This window comes from Streptomyces sp. NPDC001933 (assembly GCF_042890955.1).
Lineage (GTDB): Bacteria > Actinomycetota > Actinomycetes > Streptomycetales > Streptomycetaceae > Streptomyces.
Genome location: NZ_JBIASS010000003.1, coordinates 366,232 through 383,632, shown reverse-complemented (window position 1 = coordinate 383,632; position 17,401 = coordinate 366,232). Strand labels below are relative to the sequence as shown.

Sequence of the window (17,401 nt, the reverse complement as noted above, 5' to 3'; positions counted from 1 at the left end):
CAGTCCTGCCACTGCCGCTATCCGTCCGCGCGGACGAGAGTAGAGCCATGAACACATTCCAGAACGTCCTGGGCATAGCCGCACTTATCGCTCTCGTCCTGCTGCCCGCCCTCGCCGGGCTCGCCCGCGAGCGCCGCATCGACCGCGAGCTGCGCGCCGCGGAACGGGCCCGGAGCGACGGACCCCCACAAACGGCAGGCGCCGCGCAGCCCGTCACGGCTGCGCGGCGCCCCCACCTCAGAAGCTGGGCCAGGATCTAGACCCGAAAAGGGATCTAGAAGTCGTCGTCGAAGGCGACCGAGCCCTCCACCGCCACCTGGTACGCGGACGGCCGGCGCTCGAAGAAGTTCGTCAGCTCCTGCACGCCCTGGAGCTCCATGAACGAGAAGGGGTTCTCGGAGCCGTAGACGGCCGGGAAGCCCAGCCGGGTGAGCCGCTGGTCGGCGACGCACTCCAGGTACTGCCGCATCGACTCGGTGTTCATGCCGGGCAGCCCGTCACCGCACAGATCGCGGCCGAACTGCAGCTCCGCGGCCACGGCCTCCTTCAGCATGTCGGTGACCTGCTGCTGGAGCTCGTCGTCGAAGAGGTCCGGCTCCTCCTTGCGGACGGTGTCCACGACCTCGAACGCGAAGTTCATGTGCATCGTCTCGTCACGGAACACCCAGTTGGTGCCCGTGGCGAGACCGTGCAGCAGGCCCCGCGAGCGGAACCAGTAGACGTACGCGAACGCGCCGTAGAAGAACAGCCCCTCGATGCACGCCGCGAAGCAGATCAGGTTCAGCAGGAAACGGCGGCGGTCGGCCTTCGTCTCCAGGCGCTCGATCTTCTCGACCGAATCCATCCACTTGAAGCAGAACTGCGCCTTCTCGCGGATCGAGGGAATCTCCTCGACCGCGTCGAACGCCGCGGCACGGTCCTCCGGGTCGGGCAGGTAGGTGTCCAGCAGCGTCAGATAGAACTGGACGTGCACGGCCTCCTCGAAGAGCTGCCGCGACAGATACAGCCGCGCCTCGGGGGAGTTGATGTGCTTGTACAGCGTCAGCACGAGGTTGTTGGAGACGATCGAGTCACCCGTCGCGAAGAACGCGACCAGCCGGCCGATCATGTGCTGCTCGCCGGGGGACAGCTTGGCGAGGTCGGCGACGTCGGAGTGCAGGTCGACCTCCTCCACCGTCCAGGTGTTCTTGATCGCGTCCCGGTAGCGCTCGTAGAAGTCCGGGTAGCGCATCGGCCGCAGGGTCAGCTCGAAGCCCGGGTCCAGCAGGTTCTTCTCGGAGTTGGTGGAGCTCATTACTGGCAGGCCTCGCAGGACTCGGGGTTTTCGAGGGAGCAGGCGATCGCGTCCGCGTCGGGCGCCGAGGCCTGCTGTACGGGAATGGGGGCGGCGGCCGCCGCCTGGCCGGAGGCGGCACGGGCGATCCGGGTCGCCGGGCGCGAACGCAGGTAGTACGTCGTCTTCAGCCCCTGCTTCCAGGCGTACGCGTACATCGAGGAGAGCTTGCCGATCGTCGGCGTCTCCAGGAACAGGTTCAGCGACTGGCTCTGGTCCAGGAACGGCGTACGGGCCGCCGCCATGTCGATCAGGCCGCGCTGCGGGATCTCCCACGCGGTGCGGTACAGCGCCCGCACCTCCTCGGGGATCCAGGCGAAGCCCTGCACCGAGCCACTGGCCTCGCGCAGCGCCTCACGGGTGCGCGCGTCCCACACCCCGAGCTTCTTCAGCTCGTCCACCAGGTACGCGTTGACCTGAAGGAACTCACCGCTGAGCGTCTCGCGCTTGAAGAGGTTGGAGACCTGCGGCTCGATGCACTCGTAGACGCCCGCGATCGAGGCGATCGTCGCCGTCGGCGCGATGGCGAGCAGCAGCGAGTTGCGCATCCCGCTCTTCGCGACCCGGGCGCGCAGCGCCTCCCACCGCTCGGGCCAGTTCAGCTCGGTGTCGTAGTGGTCGGGGTGCAGCACACCGCGTGCCGCACGCGTCTGCGACCAGGCCGGCAGCGGGCCCGAGCGCTCCGCGAGCTCGCAGGACGACTCGTACGCGGCGAGCATGATCCGCTCGGAGATCTTCGTGGAGAGCGCGCGGGCCTCGGGGGAGTCGAAGGGCATCCGCAGCTTGAAGAAGACGTCCTGGAGACCCATGGCGCCCAGGCCCACCGGGCGCCACTTGGCGTTGGAGCGGCCGGCCTGCTCGGTCGGGTAGAAGTTGATGTCGACGACCCGGTCCAGGAAGGTCACGGCGGTGCGGACGGTGGCGTCCAGCCGCTCCCAGTCGATGCCGCCGTCGGCGACGAACGCGCCGAGGTTGACCGAGCCCAGGTTGCAGACCGCCGTCTCGCCGTCGTCGGTGACTTCGAGGATCTCGGTGCACAGGTTCGACGAGTGGACGACGGTGCCCGGCTCGGCGGTCTGGTTCGCGGTCCGGTTGGAGGCGTCCTTGAACGTCATCCAGCCCTGGCCGGTCTGGGCGAGGGTGCGCATCATCCGGCCGTACAGCTCACGGGCCGGGATCGTCCTGCGGGCCAGGCCCTGGGCCTCGGCGGCCCGGTACGCGGCGTCGAACGCGTCGCCCCACAGGTCGACGAGACCGGGCACGTCGGCGGGCGAGAACAGCGACCAGTCGCCGTCCGCGTCGACCCGGCGCATGAACTCGTCCGGGATCCAGTGCGCCAGGTTGAGGTTGTGCGTACGCCGCTGGTCCTCACCGGTGTTGTCGCGCAGCTCCAGGAACTCCTCGATGTCCGCGTGCCAGGTCTCCAGGTAGACGGCGGCGGCGCCCTTGCGGCGGCCCCCCTGGTTGACCGCGGCGACGGAGGCGTCGAGCGTCTTCAGGAACGGCACGATGCCGTTGGAGTGCCCGTTGGTGCCCCGGATCAGCGAACCGCGGGAGCGGATTCGGGAGTACGACAGACCGATGCCGCCCGCGTGCTTCGAGAGCCGGGCCACCTGGTGGTAGCGGTCGTAGATCGAGTCGAGCTCGTCCAGCGGGGAGTCCAGCAGGTAGCAGGAGGACATCTGCGGGTGCCGGGTGCCGGAGTTGAAGAGCGTGGGGGAGGAGGGCAGGTAGTCGAGCCGGCTCATCAGCCCGTACAGCGCCGCCACTTCGTCCACGGCGCGCTGCGAATCGTCCTCGGCCAGGCCGGCCGCGACGCGCAGCATGAAGTGCTGGGGCGTCTCGACGACCTGGCGGGTGTGCGGGTGGCGCAGCAGATAGCGGCTGTGCAGGGTCCGCAGCCCGAAGTAGCCGAAGCGGTCGTCCGCGCCGTCGGCCAGCGAACGCTCCACCAGCGCGTCGAGGGCGGCCGCGTGCCGGGCGACGAACTCGGCGGTCCGGTCCGCGATCAGGCCCTCGCGGTGGCCGACGGCGACCGAGGCGGAGAAGGAGACCGCGCCCTGGCCGGCCGCCTCGTCCGCGATGGCGAGGGTCAGCAGCCGGGCGGCGAGCCGGGAGTAGGAGGGGTCCTCGGAGATCAGCCCCGCGGCGGCCTCGGTGGCCAGCGACCGCAGCTCGGCCTCGTCGGCACGGGCGCTGCGGCCGCGCAGCGCGGCGGCGGCGACCCGGCCGGGGTCGGTGTCGGGCAGATCGGCGGTCAGTTCGGTCAGGGTCCGCAGCAGTGCGGTTCCCGGTCCGTCCTGTGCGGCGGCCTCGGACTCGGCTGCTGCGGACGCGGCGACTGCCGGATCGGCTGGCGCGATGGTCACGTGGTGCTCTCCCTCGCTCGGCTCGGGGCCGGCGGGGATCGGGGCAGCCCTGCGGGCGCGCAGACCCGGAGCAGGGCAGCACTTCGCACGGCGTCCACCGGCCCAACCGCGAGGCCCGGACGTCTGGGCATCCGGTTCGGTCGAGCCGGATGCGCTGCCGGCAGGTCATCGGACTGACTCGGGGGTGCACAAAAGCGCACTGAATACACCGTTGCGGGACAGTTCCGGATTCGCACCGGATTCCCCTGCGGCGACAGCGAGGACGAGCATACATGTGGGGGCTGCCCGGAGAGGCAGCCCCCACATGTTGTGTCGGTCGGCAAATGCCGGGACCACAGGATGCGTTCTGCGGCCCTTTCGGGCAGACGACGGACGGCCCGTCGCACCCCTTCGGGAAAGGGGCTCGACGGGCCGTTGGCAGGCCGTGGGGCGCGGTCGTCAGTGGCCGCCCGGAGCGCCTGCCGTGGCCGGCGGGAGTTCCGCCTCGACGCCCGGGTCGCCCGCGTCGGCGGTGTAGTCGGCCGGGGACGTCTCGTCGATCCCGGCGGGCGCCTTCACGGCGTTCAGGACGAAGGTGAGCACCACCGTCACCACCACGTTCAGCACGAACGCGGTGAGGCCGATGTAGCCGATCTCGCCGATTCCGGGGATCTCCTTGGACGAGCCGCCGAAGTGCTTCTGCGTCGGCGAGGCGACCCCGTACGCGGCCACCGTCCCGTACACCATGCCGACCGCCCAGCCGGCGAGCAGCGCCCAGCGGTGGAACCAGCGGGTGAACAGGCCGCCGACCAGGGCGGGCATCGTCTGGAGGATCCAGATGCCGCCGAGCAGCTGGAAGTTGATCGCGACCGTCTTGTCCATGGTGAGGACGAAGGCGAGTGCGCCGACCTTGACCAGCAGCGACACCAGCTTGGAGACCTTGGTCTCCTGCTCCGGGGTCGCGTCCGGCTTCAGGAAGTCCTTGTAGATGTTGCGGGTGAACAGGTTGGCCGCGGCGATCGACATGATCGCGGCGGGCACCAGCGCGCCGATGCCGATGGCGGCGAACGCGACGCCCGCGAACCAGTCCGGGAACATGTTCTCGAACAGCTGCGGGATGGCCAGCTGCCCGTTGTCCACCTTGATCCCGGCGGCGATGGCCATGAAGCCGAGCAGCGCCAGCAGACCCAGCATCAGCGAGTACAGCGGCAGGATCGTGGTGTTGCGCCGGATCACGTTGCGGCTGCGGCTGGAGAGCGTCGCCGTGATCGAGTGCGGATACATGAACAGTGCCAGCGCCGAGCCCAGCGCCAGGGTGGCGTAACCCCATTGGCCCGCCTCGCCCGGCGCGAGTCCGGCCACCGGCTTGCCGGCCGCCGCGTTCTTCTGCGAGAACACCTCGTTCGCCTTGGCGAAGATGTCGTCGAAGCCGCCGAGCTTGATCGGGATGTAGATGATCGCCACCGCGATGACCAGGTAGATCAGCCCGTCCTTGACGAAGGCGATCAGCGCGGGTGCCCGCAGCCCGGACGAGTAGGTGTACGCGGCGAGCACCGCGAACGCGATCAGCAGCGGCAGGTCCTTGATGAACCAGTGGGTGTTCTCGCCGCCGCCGACGCCCATCACGTCCAGCACCGCCTGGATGCCGACCAGTTGGAGCGCGATGTACGGCATCGTGGCTAGGATGCCGGTGACGGCGACCGCCAGCGACAGGCCCTTCGAGCCGAACCGCCCGCGGACGAAGTCCGAGGTGGTGACGTAGCCGTGCTTGTGCGAGACCGACCAGAGCCGCGGCAGGAAGGTGAAGATCAGCGGGTACACGAGGATCGTGTACGGCACGGCGAAGAAGCCCGCCGCGCCCGCCGCGTAGATCGCCGCGGGTACGGCGACGAAGGTGTACGCGGTGTACAGGTCGCCGCCGAGCAGGAACCAGGTGACCCAGGTGCCGAAGGAACGCCCGCCCAGGCCCCATTCGTCGAGGCTGGCCTCGTTCTCGGCCTTGCGCCACCGTGCCGCCAGGAAGCCCATGACCGTGACGGCCACGAAGAAGAAGATGAAGACGCCGAGCGCGACGCCGTTCACGCCGTCCTTCATGCCGACGCACCCCCCTTGCGGGCGCGCTGGTCACGCTGCCACAGCTTGTACGCGATCATCGTGAGCGCGGTGGAGATCAGCACCCAGAGCATCTGGTACCAGTAGAAGAACGGAATGCCGATGAAGGTGGGGTCCACCTTCGCGTACGAACTCACCCAGAGCATCGCCACGAACGGCGCGACGAGACAGAGGGCGATGACCACCCGTACCGGTGTGACGGTGGGTGGTTTTCCTTCTGGTTCTGCTGGCATGTGGCGACTCCGTCCCCTCGCTGAGCACCTTGTAATGCGCAGGAAATCTAGGGGAGGCTTCCGGTCACCGTCACCCCCCGTCCGCATTGCGGTCCGGCAACGGTCGGCCGCGTGGGTGTTCGTGCTCGAAATCCGGTCAGATGTACGACAGTTGGTCCGGACCAAGATGCGCGAAAGGCCCCCGCGGAGTGATGCGTTCCGCGGGGGCCGGTCGATGGTGCGGACTCAGTCCGTGGGCCGCTTCAGGCGCGCCACGAACTTGTACCGGTCGCCGCGGTAGACCGAGCGCACCCACTCCACCGGTTCGCCCTGTCCGTCGAGCGAGTGCCGGGAGAGCATCAGCATCGGCAGGCCCACGTCCGTACCGAGCAGCCCGGCCTCGCGCGGGGTGGCCAGCGAGGTCTCGATGGTCTCCTCGGCCTCGGCCAGCCGTACGTCGTACACCTCCGCCAGCGCGGTGTAGAGGGAGGTGTACTTCACCAGCGAACGGCGCAGCGCCGGGAAGCGTTTGGCCGAAAGGTGGGTGGTCTCGATCGCCATCGGCTCGCCGCTGGCGAGCCGCAGCCGCTCGATCCGCAGCACCCGGCCGCCCGCGCTGATGTCGAGCAGCCCCGCCAGGGTGTCGTCGGCCGTCACGTAGCCGATGTCCAGCAGCTGGGAGGTCGGCTCCAGGCCCTGGGCGCGCATGTCCTCGGTGTACGAGGTGAGTTGCAGGGCCTGCGAGACCTTCGGCTTGGCCACGAAGGTGCCCTTGCCCTGGATGCGCTCCAGCCGGCCCTCGACGACCAGCTCCTGGAGCGCCTGGCGCACGGTGGTGCGCGAGGTGTCGAACTCGGCGGCCAGGGTCCGCTCCGGCGGCACGGGGGTGCCCGGCGGCATGGTGTCCGTCATGTCGAGCAGATGTCGCTTCAGCCGGTAGTACTTCGGGACGCGCGCCGTCCGTGTGGCCGCGCCCGTCTCGTTCTCCGTACTGCCCCCGTCGGCACCCATGGTCCGCCCTCCCGGCGCTTGCGTTGCTGCCGTCACCGGCTCCTCCGTCTGTCGCGGCTCACATGGTGGCACGGTCCGGTCACGGCTGGTCGCCCTCCCTTAGGTGTCGGTCCTATAACGGACGCGAGTGCACTTCTTATACACCCTTGACACCCCTAAAGGTCTAGGCCAAGCTCCCCGTACTGGTCTAAACCATTAAAGACCAGGTCCAGCCCCAGCAGTACTCGTCGAATGTCTTCGCGGTGGGCGGGGTTGCAGTATCCCTGAGGAGGGTTTGGCGTGAAGCGCAAGCTCATCGCGGCGATCGGCGTCGCGGGCATGATGATCGGCCTCGCGGCGTGCGGGTCCGACGACGGCGGCGACAGCGGCAAGAAGGCCGGTCCGGACGCGTACAAGGGCCAGACCCTGACGGTGTGGACGATGTCCGGCTCGAACCCGGACGGGTGGACCAAGAAGGTCACCGAGGAGTTCGAGAAGAAGACCAAGGCCAAGCTGAAGATCGAGGTCCAGGACTGGAACGGCATTCAGCAGAAGGTCACCACCGCCCTCTCCGAGTCCAACCCGCCGGACGTCCTGGAGATCGGCAACACCCAGACCCCGGCGTACGCCAAGACCGGCGGCCTCGCCGAGCTCGGTGACCTGAAGAAGGAGATCGGCTCCGCCTGGGCCGACGGCGTCAACCAGCCCTCCGTCTTCGACGGCAAGCAGTACGCCCTGCCGTGGTACGTGGGCAACCGCGTCGTCATGTACAACAAGAAGGTCTTCAAGGACGCCGGTATCACCGAGACGCCGAAGACCCGCGCCGACCTCTTCAAGGCCTTCGAGGCCATCGAGAAGAAGGGCGACGCCGAGCCGATCTACCTGCCCGGCCAGAACTGGTACTTCTTCGACGGCCTGCTCGTCGGCAAGGACGTCTCGCCGGTCAAGAAGGAAGGCGACAAGTACGTCTCCAACCTGGCCGACCCGAAGGTCGCCGAGGCCATGGACGTCTACAAGCAGTACCAGGCCTTCTCCAAGGCCCCCAAGGACAAGGACGAGGCCACCCCGCAGCAGGCCGAGGTCTTCGCCAAGGGCAAGACCGGCGCCGTCATCGCGATGGGCTACGAGGCCGGCACGGCCATCAAGGCCAACCCGAAGATCAAGGACGACATCGGCTTCTTCACCATCCCCGGTGAGACGGCCGACAAGCCCGAGGGCGTCTTCCTCGGCGGCTCCAACCTCGCCGTGGCCGCGGGCAGCAAGAACCAGGACCTGGCCAAGGAGTTCCTGAAGATCGCGCTCTCCGAGCAGAACGACGGCGAGCTCATCAAGGAGGCCGGCTGGTCTCCCAAGAACGACGCCATGCAGAAGTACACCGTCGGCCAGCCCGCCGCCGAGGCCGCCGGTCCGGCCGCCGCCAAGTCCGGTGGCACCACGCCGCTGATCCCGGAGTGGGCACCGGTCGAGAACCCGCCGAACCCGATCAAGACCTACATGACGCTGGTCCTGCAGGGCAAGTCGCCCGCCGAGGCCGCCAAGCAGGTCGAGGGCGAGCTCAACAAGCGCCTCAGCCAGCAGCAGTAGTCGCAGTAGCGCGTCCCGCGCCGGGGCGGCGGGTCCCGACCCGCCGCCCCGGCTGTACGCACCGATCCGTGTAGGGCTTTGTTGGAAGAGATGGCGAGCATGGCAGTGCAGACCGAACCCTCGGATGTGGCCAAGACAGCCGCAGTCCGCGGGCAGGACGGGGAACCACCCGTCGGGCAGCACGGGGGCGGCAAGCGGAAGCTGGGCATCGGCGCAGCGCCGTACCTGCTGATGATTCCCGCACTCGCGGTGACGGCGGTCTTCCTCGGGTATCCCCTGGTGAAGAACGTCTTGCTGTCGTTCCAGAACCTCAATATGGGACAGCTGATCCAGCATGTCACCGAGTGGAACGGCTTCAAGAACTACCAGGAGATCCTCACCGGTGAGGACTTCTGGAGAGTCACGCTCCGCACGATCGTGTTCACCGGCGTCAACGTCGTCCTGACCATGGTCTTCGGCACCCTGATCGGACTGCTGCTCGCCCGCCTCGGCAAGAGGATGCGGTTCACCCTGATGATCGGCCTGGTGCTCGCCTGGGCGATGCCGGTCGTGGCCGCGTCCACCGTGTTCCAGTGGCTGTTCGCCTCGCGCTTCGGCGTGGTCAACTACGTGCTGGACCACCTCGGCTGGCACTCGATGGCCGAGTACAACTGGACCGGATCGCAGTTCTCCACGTTCTTCGTGGTCACCCTGCTGATCGTCTGGCAGTCCATCCCGTTCGTGGCGATCAACCTGTACGCGGCGACCACGACCATCGCCAAGGAGCTGTACGAGGCCGCCTCGCTCGACGGCGCCGGCGTCTGGAAGAGCTTCACCTCGGTGACGTTCCCGTTCCTGCGGCCCTTCCTCTACGCCACGACCTTCCTCGAAGTCATCTGGATCTTCAAGGCGTTCCCGCAGATCTTCACCCTCAACGAGGGCGGCCCCAACCGCCTCACCGAGACCCTGCCGGTCTACGCCTTCGTCGAAGGCGTCGGCAACCAGCATTACGGCATGGGCGCGGCGATCTCGCTGCTGACCATCCTGATCATGCTGGGGCTGACCTCCTACTACCTCCGCATCGTTCTCAAGCAAGAGGAGGACGAGCTGTGAAGCGCTCACTGTTCGGCCGCATCTGGCCCAACGCGACGGCGATCATCCTCTTCGCCGGTCTGGTCTTCCCCGTCTACTGGATGTTCAGCACGGCGTTCAAGCCGACCGGCGACATCATCACCGAGACGCCGGTCTGGTTCCCGGCCGACGTCACGTTCGAGCACTTCAAGACGGCCTACCACGCACCGAACTTCCTGAAGCTGGTCGGGAATTCGCTCACCGTCACCCTGCTCGCCGTGACCTTCTCGCTGATCATCGCGCTCTTCGCGTCGTTCGCGCTGGCCCGGATGCGGTTCAAGGGCCGCAAGGGCCTGATCCTGGTCTTCATGATCGCCCAGATGGCGCCGTGGGAAGTCATGGTCATCGCGATCTACATGCTGGTCCGCGACGCGGACATGCTCAACAGCCTGGTCCCGCTGACCCTCTTCTACATGGTGATGGTCCTCCCCTTCACGATCCTGACGCTGCGCGGTTACGTTGCCGCCGTGCCCAAGGAGCTGGAGGAGTCCGCCATGGTCGACGGCTGCACCCGCCCGCAGGCGTTCGTCAAGGTGATCCTGCCGCTGCTCGCCCCCGGCCTGATGGCCACCTCGCTCTTCGGCTTCATCACCGCGTGGAACGAATTCCCGCTGGTCCTCATCCTCAACAAGGACCCCGAGGCCAAGACGCTGCCGCTCTGGCTCTCCCAGTTCCAGAGCCAGTTCGGCGACGACTGGGGCGCCACCATGGCGGCGGCCTCGATCTTCGCCATCCCGATCCTCATCCTGTTCGTCTTCCTGCAGCGCAAGGCCGTCAGCGGCCTCACCGACGGTGCCGTGAAGGGATAACGCCGCCATGACCACCCTGATATCCACCACGGACACCGTCACCCGCGACGCGCTCGCCGTCCTGCAGCCCGGCTTCACCGGCACCACCGCCCCGGACTGGTTGCTGCGCCGGGTCGACGAAGGGCTCGCCTCCGTCGCCCTGTTCGGCCGCAACATCCGGACGCCCGAGCAGGTGACCGCGCTCACCGCCCGGCTCAGGGCCGTCCGCGACGACCTGCTCGTCGCCATCGACGAGGAGGGCGGTGACGTCACCCGCCTCGAGGTGCGCACCGGCTCCTCGTTCCCCGGCAACCTCGCCCTCGGCCACGTCGACGACCTCGCCCTGACCCGCGCGGTCGCCCAGGAGCTCGGCCGCCGGCTCGCCGAATGCGGCGTCAACCTCAACTGGGCGCCCTCCGCGGACGTCAACTCCAACCCGGGCAACCCGGTCATCGGCGTACGTTCCTTCGGCGCCGACACCGCTCTCGTGGCCCGGCACACCGCCGCGTACATCGAGGGCCTCCAGGCCGCCGGGGTCGCCGCCTGCACCAAGCACTTCCCGGGGCACGGCGACACCGCGATCGACTCGCACCACGCGATGCCGCGCATCGACGTGGACCTGGAGACCCTGCACGCCCGTGAGCTGGTGCCCTTCCGGGCCGCCATCGCGGCGGGCACCAAGTGCGTGATGAGCGCGCACATCCTGCTGCCGGCGCTCGACCCGGACCGTCCCGCCACGGTGAGCCCGCAGATCCTCACCGGCTTGCTGCGCCATGAGCTGGGCTACGACGGCCTGATCGTCACCGACGCCGTGGAGATGCAGGCCATCGCCGCGACCTACGGCATCGAGCGGGGCTCCGTCCTGGCGATCGCCGCCGGGGCCGACGCGCTGTGCGTCGGCGGCGGCCTGGAGGACGACGGCACGGTGCTGAGGCTGCGCGACGCGCTGGTCCGGGCGGTGCGCAGCGGTGAACTCCCCGAGGAGCGGCTCGCGGACGCGGCCGCACGGGTACGCGCCCTCGCGTCCTGGACGCAGGGGGCAGAGGGGACCGGTTCGGGGCCGGGCGCGGCGGCGCAGGAGGGGACCGCGCCCGGCACCGGAATCGGCTCCGACATCGGCCTGGTCGCCGCCCGCCGGGCGGTGCTGGTGACCGGATCCGCCGCCCCGCTCACCGAGCCCGCGTACGTCGCCGCGTTCACCTCCGCCTCGAACATCGCCGTCGGCGACGAGACCCCGTGGGGCGTCGCCGCGGAGCTGGGCCGGCTGCTGCCGGGCACGGAGACCGACACGTACAGCAGCGAGACCGAGGCGCCCGCCGCCGCGGTGCTGCGGGCGGCGGGGGAGCGGCGCGTCGTCGTGGTGGTCCGCGACGTCCACCGCCACGCCTGGATGGGCGAGGCGCTCGACGCCCTGGTGGCCGAGCGCCCCGACACGGTCGTCGTCGAGATGGGCGTACCGCAGGCGGCTCCCAGGGGCGCCCTGCACATCGCCACCCATGGCGCGGCCCGGGTCTGCGGCCTCGCGGCGGCGGAGATCGTCGTCAGGGGCACGGACGGCCCGACGGCCTGAGCGCGGGGCGTGATGCGGGGCAGGGGGGCCGCATCACGCCCGGCCTGATCCAAACGAGAGGCCCCAGCGGCATACGAGAGGGCCGGGGCACCCACGCTGGGTGCCCCGGCCCCTTCTGTGTGTCCGGGAGCCTTACAGCCCCTGCCACGGCGGCTTGGCCGCGTACGTGGCGCGGAAGTAGTCCGCCAGCTTCAGCTTCGACGCGGCGGCCTCGTCGACCACCACCGTCGCGTGCGGGTGCAGCTGGAGCGCCGAGGCGGGCACGACCGCGGCGACCGGTCCCTCCACCGTCTGCGCCACGGCGTCCGCCTTGCCCTCGCCGGTGGCGAGCAGGATCGGGTGGCGGGACTCCAGGATGGTGCCGATGCCCTGGGTGATCACGTGGTGCGGCACCTGCGAGATGTCGTTGTCGAAGAAGCGCGCGTTGTCGACCCGGGTCTGCTCGGTGAGCGTCTTGATCCGGGTGCGGGAGGCGAGCGAGGAGCAAGGCTCGTTGAAGCCGATGTGCCCGTCGGTACCGATGCCGAGGAGCTGGAGGTCCACGCCGCCGGCCTCGGCGAGCGCCTTGTCGTACGCCAGGCAGGCCGCCTGGACGTCCTCGGCACTGCCGTCGGGGCCCATGAAGGAGGCCTCGGACAGGCCGAGCGGTTCGACGACCTCGCGCAGCACCACGGAGCGGTAGGACTCGGGGTGGCCCGCGGGCAGACCGACGTACTCGTCGAGCTGGCAGATGCGGGCGCGCGAGGCGTCGACGGCACCGGAGCGGACCTTGGCCGCCAGCGCCTGGTAGATGGGCAGCGGGGTCGAGCCGGTGGCAACGCCGAGAAGTGCGTCGGGCTTGCGGCTCAGCAGGGCGCCGATGGCCTCCGCGATGAGTTCGCCGCCTGCCTTGGCGTTCGGGACGATGACAACTTCCACGCGGGGCCTGCCTATCTGAAGAGTGAAGTCAGGTGGTATAGACCAATCGTGTTCCAATCTAGCAGACGCGGTCGACCCGGGCGCGGTGGACGTACCGTGGTTGTTCGTGGCCACCGACGGACTGCCGGGGCGGGTCGAAAATGCCGGCTGGACATAGAAAATGGCCCCGGAAACACCCGCGGGCCACGGCGCCGGGACGGGACCCTCAGCCCGTCCGGCACCGCAGCCCGGAGCAAGGCCGGCCATCACGGCCGGACCGGTCGGCCGGCGGTGTGCGGTGCCCCCGGCCGGGGAGAGGTACCAACGCGGTCAGGGCAGAGAGCGCGGTACCTCGATCCGCCCTCCTGTGCGGGGAGAGCGGAAGCTCTGTCTACAGCATTGTGGACTAGACCATTCGCCCGTGTCCATCCATCGGAGTGCCGAAATTTTCCGCACTCCTTACCTTCTTCTTTTTACCTTCTTCCTTGCACGTACCGTCCGGACGTCCGGTTCGGAACCATTGCCCGTCCGCGGGTACGCTCGCACACGTGCCCTCCATGAACGACCTCGTCCGCCAGCACACAGCCCTCAGTGACACCGACCTGGAGTGGCTGCATCTGCTGGTCTCGGAGTGGCAGCTGCTCTCCGACCTGTCCTTCGCCGACCTGGTGCTCTGGGTTCCCACCCGCGACGGCACCCGCTATGTGTCGGTGGCGCAGATGCGCCCCAATACAGGCCCCACCTCCTACCAGGACGACATGGTCGGACACCTGGTTCCGCGCGGCCGCCGCCCGCTGCTGGACGCGGCGCTGGACGAGGGCCGGATCGTGCGCGAGGGCGACCCGGAGTGGCGCGAGGAGGTGCCGGTACGGGTCGAGTCGATCCCCGTACGCAGGGAGCAGCGGGTCCTCGGCGTGATCGCCCGCAACACCAACCTGCTCACCGTCCGCACCCCCTCCAGGCTGGAGCTCACCTACCTCCAGTCGGCCTCCGACCTGGCCCAGATGATCGCCGCGGGGTCCTTCCCCTTCCCGGGCCAGCAGGTCGACATGGACGCGTCGCCGCGCGTGGGCGACGGCCTGATCAGGCTCGACGCCGACGGGGTCGTCCAGTACGCCAGCCCCAACGGCCTCTCCGCGTACCACCGCCTCGGCCTCGCCTCCGATCTGGTCGGCCAGCACCTGGGCGGCATCACCGCCGAACTCGCCCCCTCCCGGGGCCCGGTGGACGAGGCCCTGGTCAAACTGGCCAGCGGCTACGCGCCCCGGGAGTTCGAGGTCGAGTGTGCGGGCGGCGTGATCCAGCTCCGGGCGATCCCGCTCAAGCCCAAGGGCGTCCGCATCGGCTCCCTGGTCCTGCTCCGGGACGTCACCGAACTCCGCCGCCGCGAACGCGAGTTGATCACCAAGGACGCCACCATCCGGGAGATCCACCACCGGGTGAAGAACAACCTCCAGACCGTCGCCGCCCTGTTGCGGCTCCAGGCCCGGCGGATGGACTCGGTGCGGGGCCGCGAGGCGCTCAACGAGGCGGTACGGCGCGTCGGTTCGATCGCCATCGTCCATGAGACGCTGTCCCAGAATCTGGACGAGCGGGTGGAGTTCGACGAGATCGCCGACCGCGTCATCGCGATGGTCGCCGAGATCTCGCCCGGCAAGGTCACCTGCCGGCGGACGGGTCGCTTCGGCATCCTGGACGCCGAAGTGGCCACCCCACTGGCGATGGTGCTCACGGAAGTCCTGCAGAACGCCCTGGAGCACGCCTTCACGCTCGCCGAGTCCGGCACGGTGGAGGTGTCCGCGGTGCGCGGCGGTTCCTCCGTCGAGACACGGCTGCTGATCACGGTCCAGGACGACGGGTGCGGCCTGCCGGAGGGGTTCGACCCGCAGCGCGCCGGCAATCTGGGGCTCCAGATCGTCAGGACGCTGGTGGAGGGCGAGTTGGGAGGAACCTTCGGCATGGTCCCGGCCCCCGAGCGCGGCACCCAGGTCGTGCTCGACATACCGGTCCGTTCCGAGAAGTGACCCGGCCCGCCCCTACTCGGGGCGGCCGAACACGGCAGTGAGCCCGAACACAGCAGTGAGCCCGGACCGTTGTTCACGGTCCGGGCTCACTGGTCATGCATGCGCTTCGGGGGTACTGCGCGCTGCGACTCGGGGGGCGGGGTTGTGCGTACGCTCTGTACGCGCCGCCTGGCTGAGGCTCGTAGCGGTGGCGTCGGTCAGGCGCTGGCGTTACGCGCCCGGTTGCGAGCGGCGCGGCGCTTCATCGCGCGGCGCTCGTCCTCGCTGAGGCCACCCCAGACGCCGGAGTCCTGGCCGGACTCGAGCGCCCACTGCAGGCACTGCTCCATGACGGGGCAGCGACGGCAGACGGCCTTGGCTTCCTCGATCTGCAGCAGCGCAGGACCGGTGTTGCCGATGGGGAAGAACAGCTCGGGGTCTTCCTCACGACAAACGGCGTTGTGACGCCAGTCCATGGCTGCTACCTCTCCTTGGTATTACATACTGTTGCTTGTGAATGTGAACGCTTTCACGAATCCCCCCGCAGATGACGGGCCGACGCCCAGATGAACTGGTTGTGGTCCTGTGAAGTGAGGAGGGGTTCTGGCTCTCAGTGGAGGCCGGTGTTGCGGGCCGTCCCGATCGCCATGTAGAGATTCGCAAACCTCGGCGGCGGATACAACCCCTTCTGGAAACTTTTTTTTGATTCCTCGGTGTCGACTAGGTCACAGCCGTACTTCTATGGGGTGGAGCCCAGCCCAAACGTTCGAGTTAAAGGACTTTGGACCCTTCTACTCACACAATCACACGCAGTGCACGGCGTACGCCTGTGAACGTCACACTTGTGCGCACTCCCAGGTGGTCGCCGTCCATCTGGAAGGGCAGTGGGACCTTTGAATGCAAGGTGAAGTCCGTGAGGTCGTGAAGTGAAACAGCGTGCTTTCCGGACGGGCCCTTCTCCGGGCTCGAAGTGAGCAGCTGGGTGCCGTACCGGGCGACCGCCGGAGTGGAGAGCCGCTTCAGCCCGAGCACATCCAGTCCTGTGTCGAAGGTGGCCTTCGGGGACGCGTACAGCGGACGATTGCCCAGGTAGGACCAGGGGGCGGTGTTGGAGATTATGGACAGCGCCAGATCGGTGACCGGCTCCTGCCCCGGGGTCTCCAGGGTCATCACGCCGTGTCTGCGGTGCGGCTCGTCGATGAACTGCCGGACCACCTGGCGTACGTACAGCGCGTGTGTCGAACGCTTTCCGCGTTCGCGCTGCTGTTCGACGCGGCCGACCACGCCCGCGTCGAACCCGAGTCCGGCGCAGAATGTGAACCAGCGTTCCGGGACCGACTCGTCCGCGGTGCCGGGGGTGCCGGCCGCCAGCCCGAGGCCGACCGTGCGTTCGGTCCGGTTGGCGAGCGCGTCCAGGATCGCCCCGGTCGCCTCCACCGCGTCGTTGGGCAGACCCAGGGCACGCGCGAACACATTGGTGGAGCCGCCGGGAACCACCGCGAGGCTCGGCAGGTTGTCCAGATCGGGACCGCTGTGGAGCAGGCCGTTGACGACCTCGTTGACCGTGCCGTCGCCGCCCAGGGCGACCACCAGATCGATGTCGTCGGCGTCCGCGGCCCGTCGCCCCAGGTCCCGGGCGTGACCGCGGTATTCGGTGGTCACGGCCTCCAGCTTCATCTCGCTGGCCAGCGCATGGATGAGCACATCACGGGTCCGCGCACTGGTGGTGGTAGCAGCTGGATTGACCACGAGGAGTGCGCGCATGACCGTCAGACTACCTACCGCGCGGTATCACTCTGAAGTCCTGCCCCATGACCTTCACGCACGGTGACGATGCAGGGCCGATTCCGACCCCGGCTTCGCTTTCGCGGCGCCGGGATGCCAACCTGCAAGGGTGAGTACTCAGCAGAACATGCCCGACTCGTCGCCCGCTCCGAGGCTCGAACCGGCGAAGCCGAGCAGGATCACTCTCGTTGCCGGACTCACCGCCCTGGAAGGGGCGGCGCTCGCCATCGGCGGGATCTACATGCTGGTCATGGGTCTGCTCGGGCACCCCGAGAGCCCGCAGCAGGCGGAGATGGGCGGGCTGACGCTGATCGCTCTGGCCGTGATCCCGTTGGCCGCTGCCCGTGGTCTGCTGCGGCGGCGCAGCTGGAGCCGCGGTCCCGCGCTCATCACACAGATCATCGCGCTCCCGGTGGCGTGGACGCTGCTGAGGTCGCAGGGGGTGCTGATCCCGGCCGGGATCGTCCTCGCCGCGGTGACCCTGACGGCGCTCTACCAGCTGGTCAGGCCGACGACGGTCGAGGCGCTCGGCATCCGCCGCCCCGGCACCGCCCCGGAGACCGGCACCGCCCCGGAGAACTGAACCGCCCCGCCGGAAGACCTGGCGGGGCGGAACGGCGGCAACCCGGCGGTCGCCGTCGATGGGGCGGCCGCGGGCACGGGAAGGAC

The 17,401-nt window shown here is 68.8% G+C and carries 15 protein-coding genes and 1 riboswitch; of the genes, 7 read left to right on the top strand and 8 right to left on the bottom strand.

The features are described 5' to 3' along the window. Positions 1 to 47 precede the first annotated feature (47 nt). The gene (locus ACFYY7_RS09510; RefSeq protein ID WP_388659087.1) at positions 48 to 260 is read left to right on the top strand and encodes a hypothetical protein; all 213 of its coding nucleotides are present in this window, start codon (positions 48 to 50) and stop codon (positions 258 to 260) included. A 14-nt stretch (positions 261 to 274) separates the two neighbouring features. On the opposite strand, the gene ACFYY7_RS09505 is transcribed toward ACFYY7_RS09510, so the two are convergent. The 5 genes from ACFYY7_RS09505 to ACFYY7_RS09485 form a co-directional block, all read right to left on the bottom strand. After that, positions 275 to 1,294, bottom strand: a complete 1,020-nt coding sequence (locus tag ACFYY7_RS09505) for a ribonucleotide-diphosphate reductase subunit beta (protein ID WP_072483822.1) — start codon at positions 1,292 to 1,294, stop codon at positions 275 to 277. After that, on the bottom strand, positions 1,294 to 3,702 hold the full coding sequence (locus tag ACFYY7_RS09500) for a ribonucleoside-diphosphate reductase subunit alpha (RefSeq protein WP_388659084.1): 2,409 nt from the start codon (positions 3,700 to 3,702) through the stop codon (positions 1,294 to 1,296). Before ACFYY7_RS09500 ends, ACFYY7_RS09505 begins: the two co-directional genes overlap by 1 nt. 141 nt (positions 3,703 to 3,843) lie before the next feature. Beyond that, a riboswitch (cobalamin riboswitch) is annotated at positions 3,844 to 3,985 on the bottom strand. Between the two features lie 155 nt (positions 3,986 to 4,140). After that, positions 4,141 to 5,775, bottom strand: a complete 1,635-nt coding sequence (mctP, locus tag ACFYY7_RS09495) for a monocarboxylate uptake permease MctP (protein ID WP_388659081.1) — start codon at positions 5,773 to 5,775, stop codon at positions 4,141 to 4,143. Further along, positions 5,772 to 6,026: a DUF3311 domain-containing protein gene (locus ACFYY7_RS09490; RefSeq protein ID WP_266729795.1), complete on the bottom strand. Its 255-nt coding sequence runs from the start codon at positions 6,024 to 6,026 to the stop codon at positions 5,772 to 5,774. The genes mctP and ACFYY7_RS09490 overlap by 4 nt, the downstream gene beginning before the upstream one ends. Before the next feature lie 225 nt (positions 6,027 to 6,251). Next, positions 6,252 to 7,016 (bottom strand): GntR family transcriptional regulator, encoded by a 765-nt coding sequence (locus ACFYY7_RS09485; protein WP_266729794.1) that lies wholly within the window; start codon positions 7,014 to 7,016, stop codon positions 6,252 to 6,254. Positions 7,017 to 7,295: 279 nt separating this feature from the next. Here ACFYY7_RS09485 and ACFYY7_RS09480 point away from each other — a divergent pair, with 279 nt between their 5' ends. From ACFYY7_RS09480 to ACFYY7_RS09465, 4 genes are all read left to right on the top strand, one after another. Next, the gene (locus ACFYY7_RS09480; protein ID WP_388659075.1) at positions 7,296 to 8,579 is read left to right on the top strand and encodes an extracellular solute-binding protein; all 1,284 of its coding nucleotides are present in this window, start codon (positions 7,296 to 7,298) and stop codon (positions 8,577 to 8,579) included. A 99-nt stretch (positions 8,580 to 8,678) separates the two neighbouring features. Further along, complete coding sequence (locus ACFYY7_RS09475) at positions 8,679 to 9,671, top strand: carbohydrate ABC transporter permease (protein ID WP_388659072.1); 993 nt, start codon at positions 8,679 to 8,681, stop codon at positions 9,669 to 9,671. Beyond that, the gene (locus ACFYY7_RS09470) at positions 9,668 to 10,498 is read left to right on the top strand and encodes a carbohydrate ABC transporter permease (RefSeq protein WP_388659069.1); all 831 of its coding nucleotides are present in this window, start codon (positions 9,668 to 9,670) and stop codon (positions 10,496 to 10,498) included. Before ACFYY7_RS09475 ends, ACFYY7_RS09470 begins: the two co-directional genes overlap by 4 nt. Positions 10,499 to 10,505: 7 nt before the next feature. Continuing rightward, positions 10,506 to 12,047: a glycoside hydrolase family 3 protein gene (locus ACFYY7_RS09465; RefSeq protein WP_388659066.1), complete on the top strand. Its 1,542-nt coding sequence runs from the start codon at positions 10,506 to 10,508 to the stop codon at positions 12,045 to 12,047. 132 nt (positions 12,048 to 12,179) lie between these two features. On the opposite strand, the gene nagB is transcribed toward ACFYY7_RS09465, so the two are convergent. Beyond that, positions 12,180 to 12,965 (bottom strand): glucosamine-6-phosphate deaminase, encoded by a 786-nt coding sequence (gene nagB / locus ACFYY7_RS09460; RefSeq protein WP_356088412.1) that lies wholly within the window; start codon positions 12,963 to 12,965, stop codon positions 12,180 to 12,182. A gap of 536 nt (positions 12,966 to 13,501) precedes the next feature. Here nagB and ACFYY7_RS09455 point away from each other — a divergent pair. Next, complete coding sequence (locus ACFYY7_RS09455; protein WP_356088470.1) at positions 13,502 to 14,968, top strand: histidine kinase N-terminal domain-containing protein; 1,467 nt, start codon at positions 13,502 to 13,504, stop codon at positions 14,966 to 14,968. A 197-nt stretch (positions 14,969 to 15,165) separates the two neighbouring features. On the opposite strand, the gene ACFYY7_RS09450 is transcribed toward ACFYY7_RS09455, so the two are convergent. Together ACFYY7_RS09450 and ACFYY7_RS09445 are read right to left on the bottom strand one after the other, a co-directional pair. Continuing rightward, positions 15,166 to 15,423 (bottom strand): WhiB family transcriptional regulator, encoded by a 258-nt coding sequence (locus tag ACFYY7_RS09450; protein WP_003953983.1) that lies wholly within the window; start codon positions 15,421 to 15,423, stop codon positions 15,166 to 15,168. Between the two features lie 319 nt (positions 15,424 to 15,742). Beyond that, entirely contained in the window at positions 15,743 to 16,711 is a 969-nt protein-coding gene (locus ACFYY7_RS09445; protein WP_388659063.1) for a diacylglycerol/lipid kinase family protein, read from the bottom strand. A 130-nt stretch (positions 16,712 to 16,841) separates the two neighbouring features. Here ACFYY7_RS09445 and ACFYY7_RS09440 point away from each other — a divergent pair, with 130 nt between their 5' ends. Next, complete coding sequence (locus ACFYY7_RS09440; RefSeq protein ID WP_388659061.1) at positions 16,842 to 17,315, top strand: hypothetical protein; 474 nt, start codon at positions 16,842 to 16,844, stop codon at positions 17,313 to 17,315. The last annotated feature ends 86 nt before the right edge of the window (positions 17,316 to 17,401 follow it).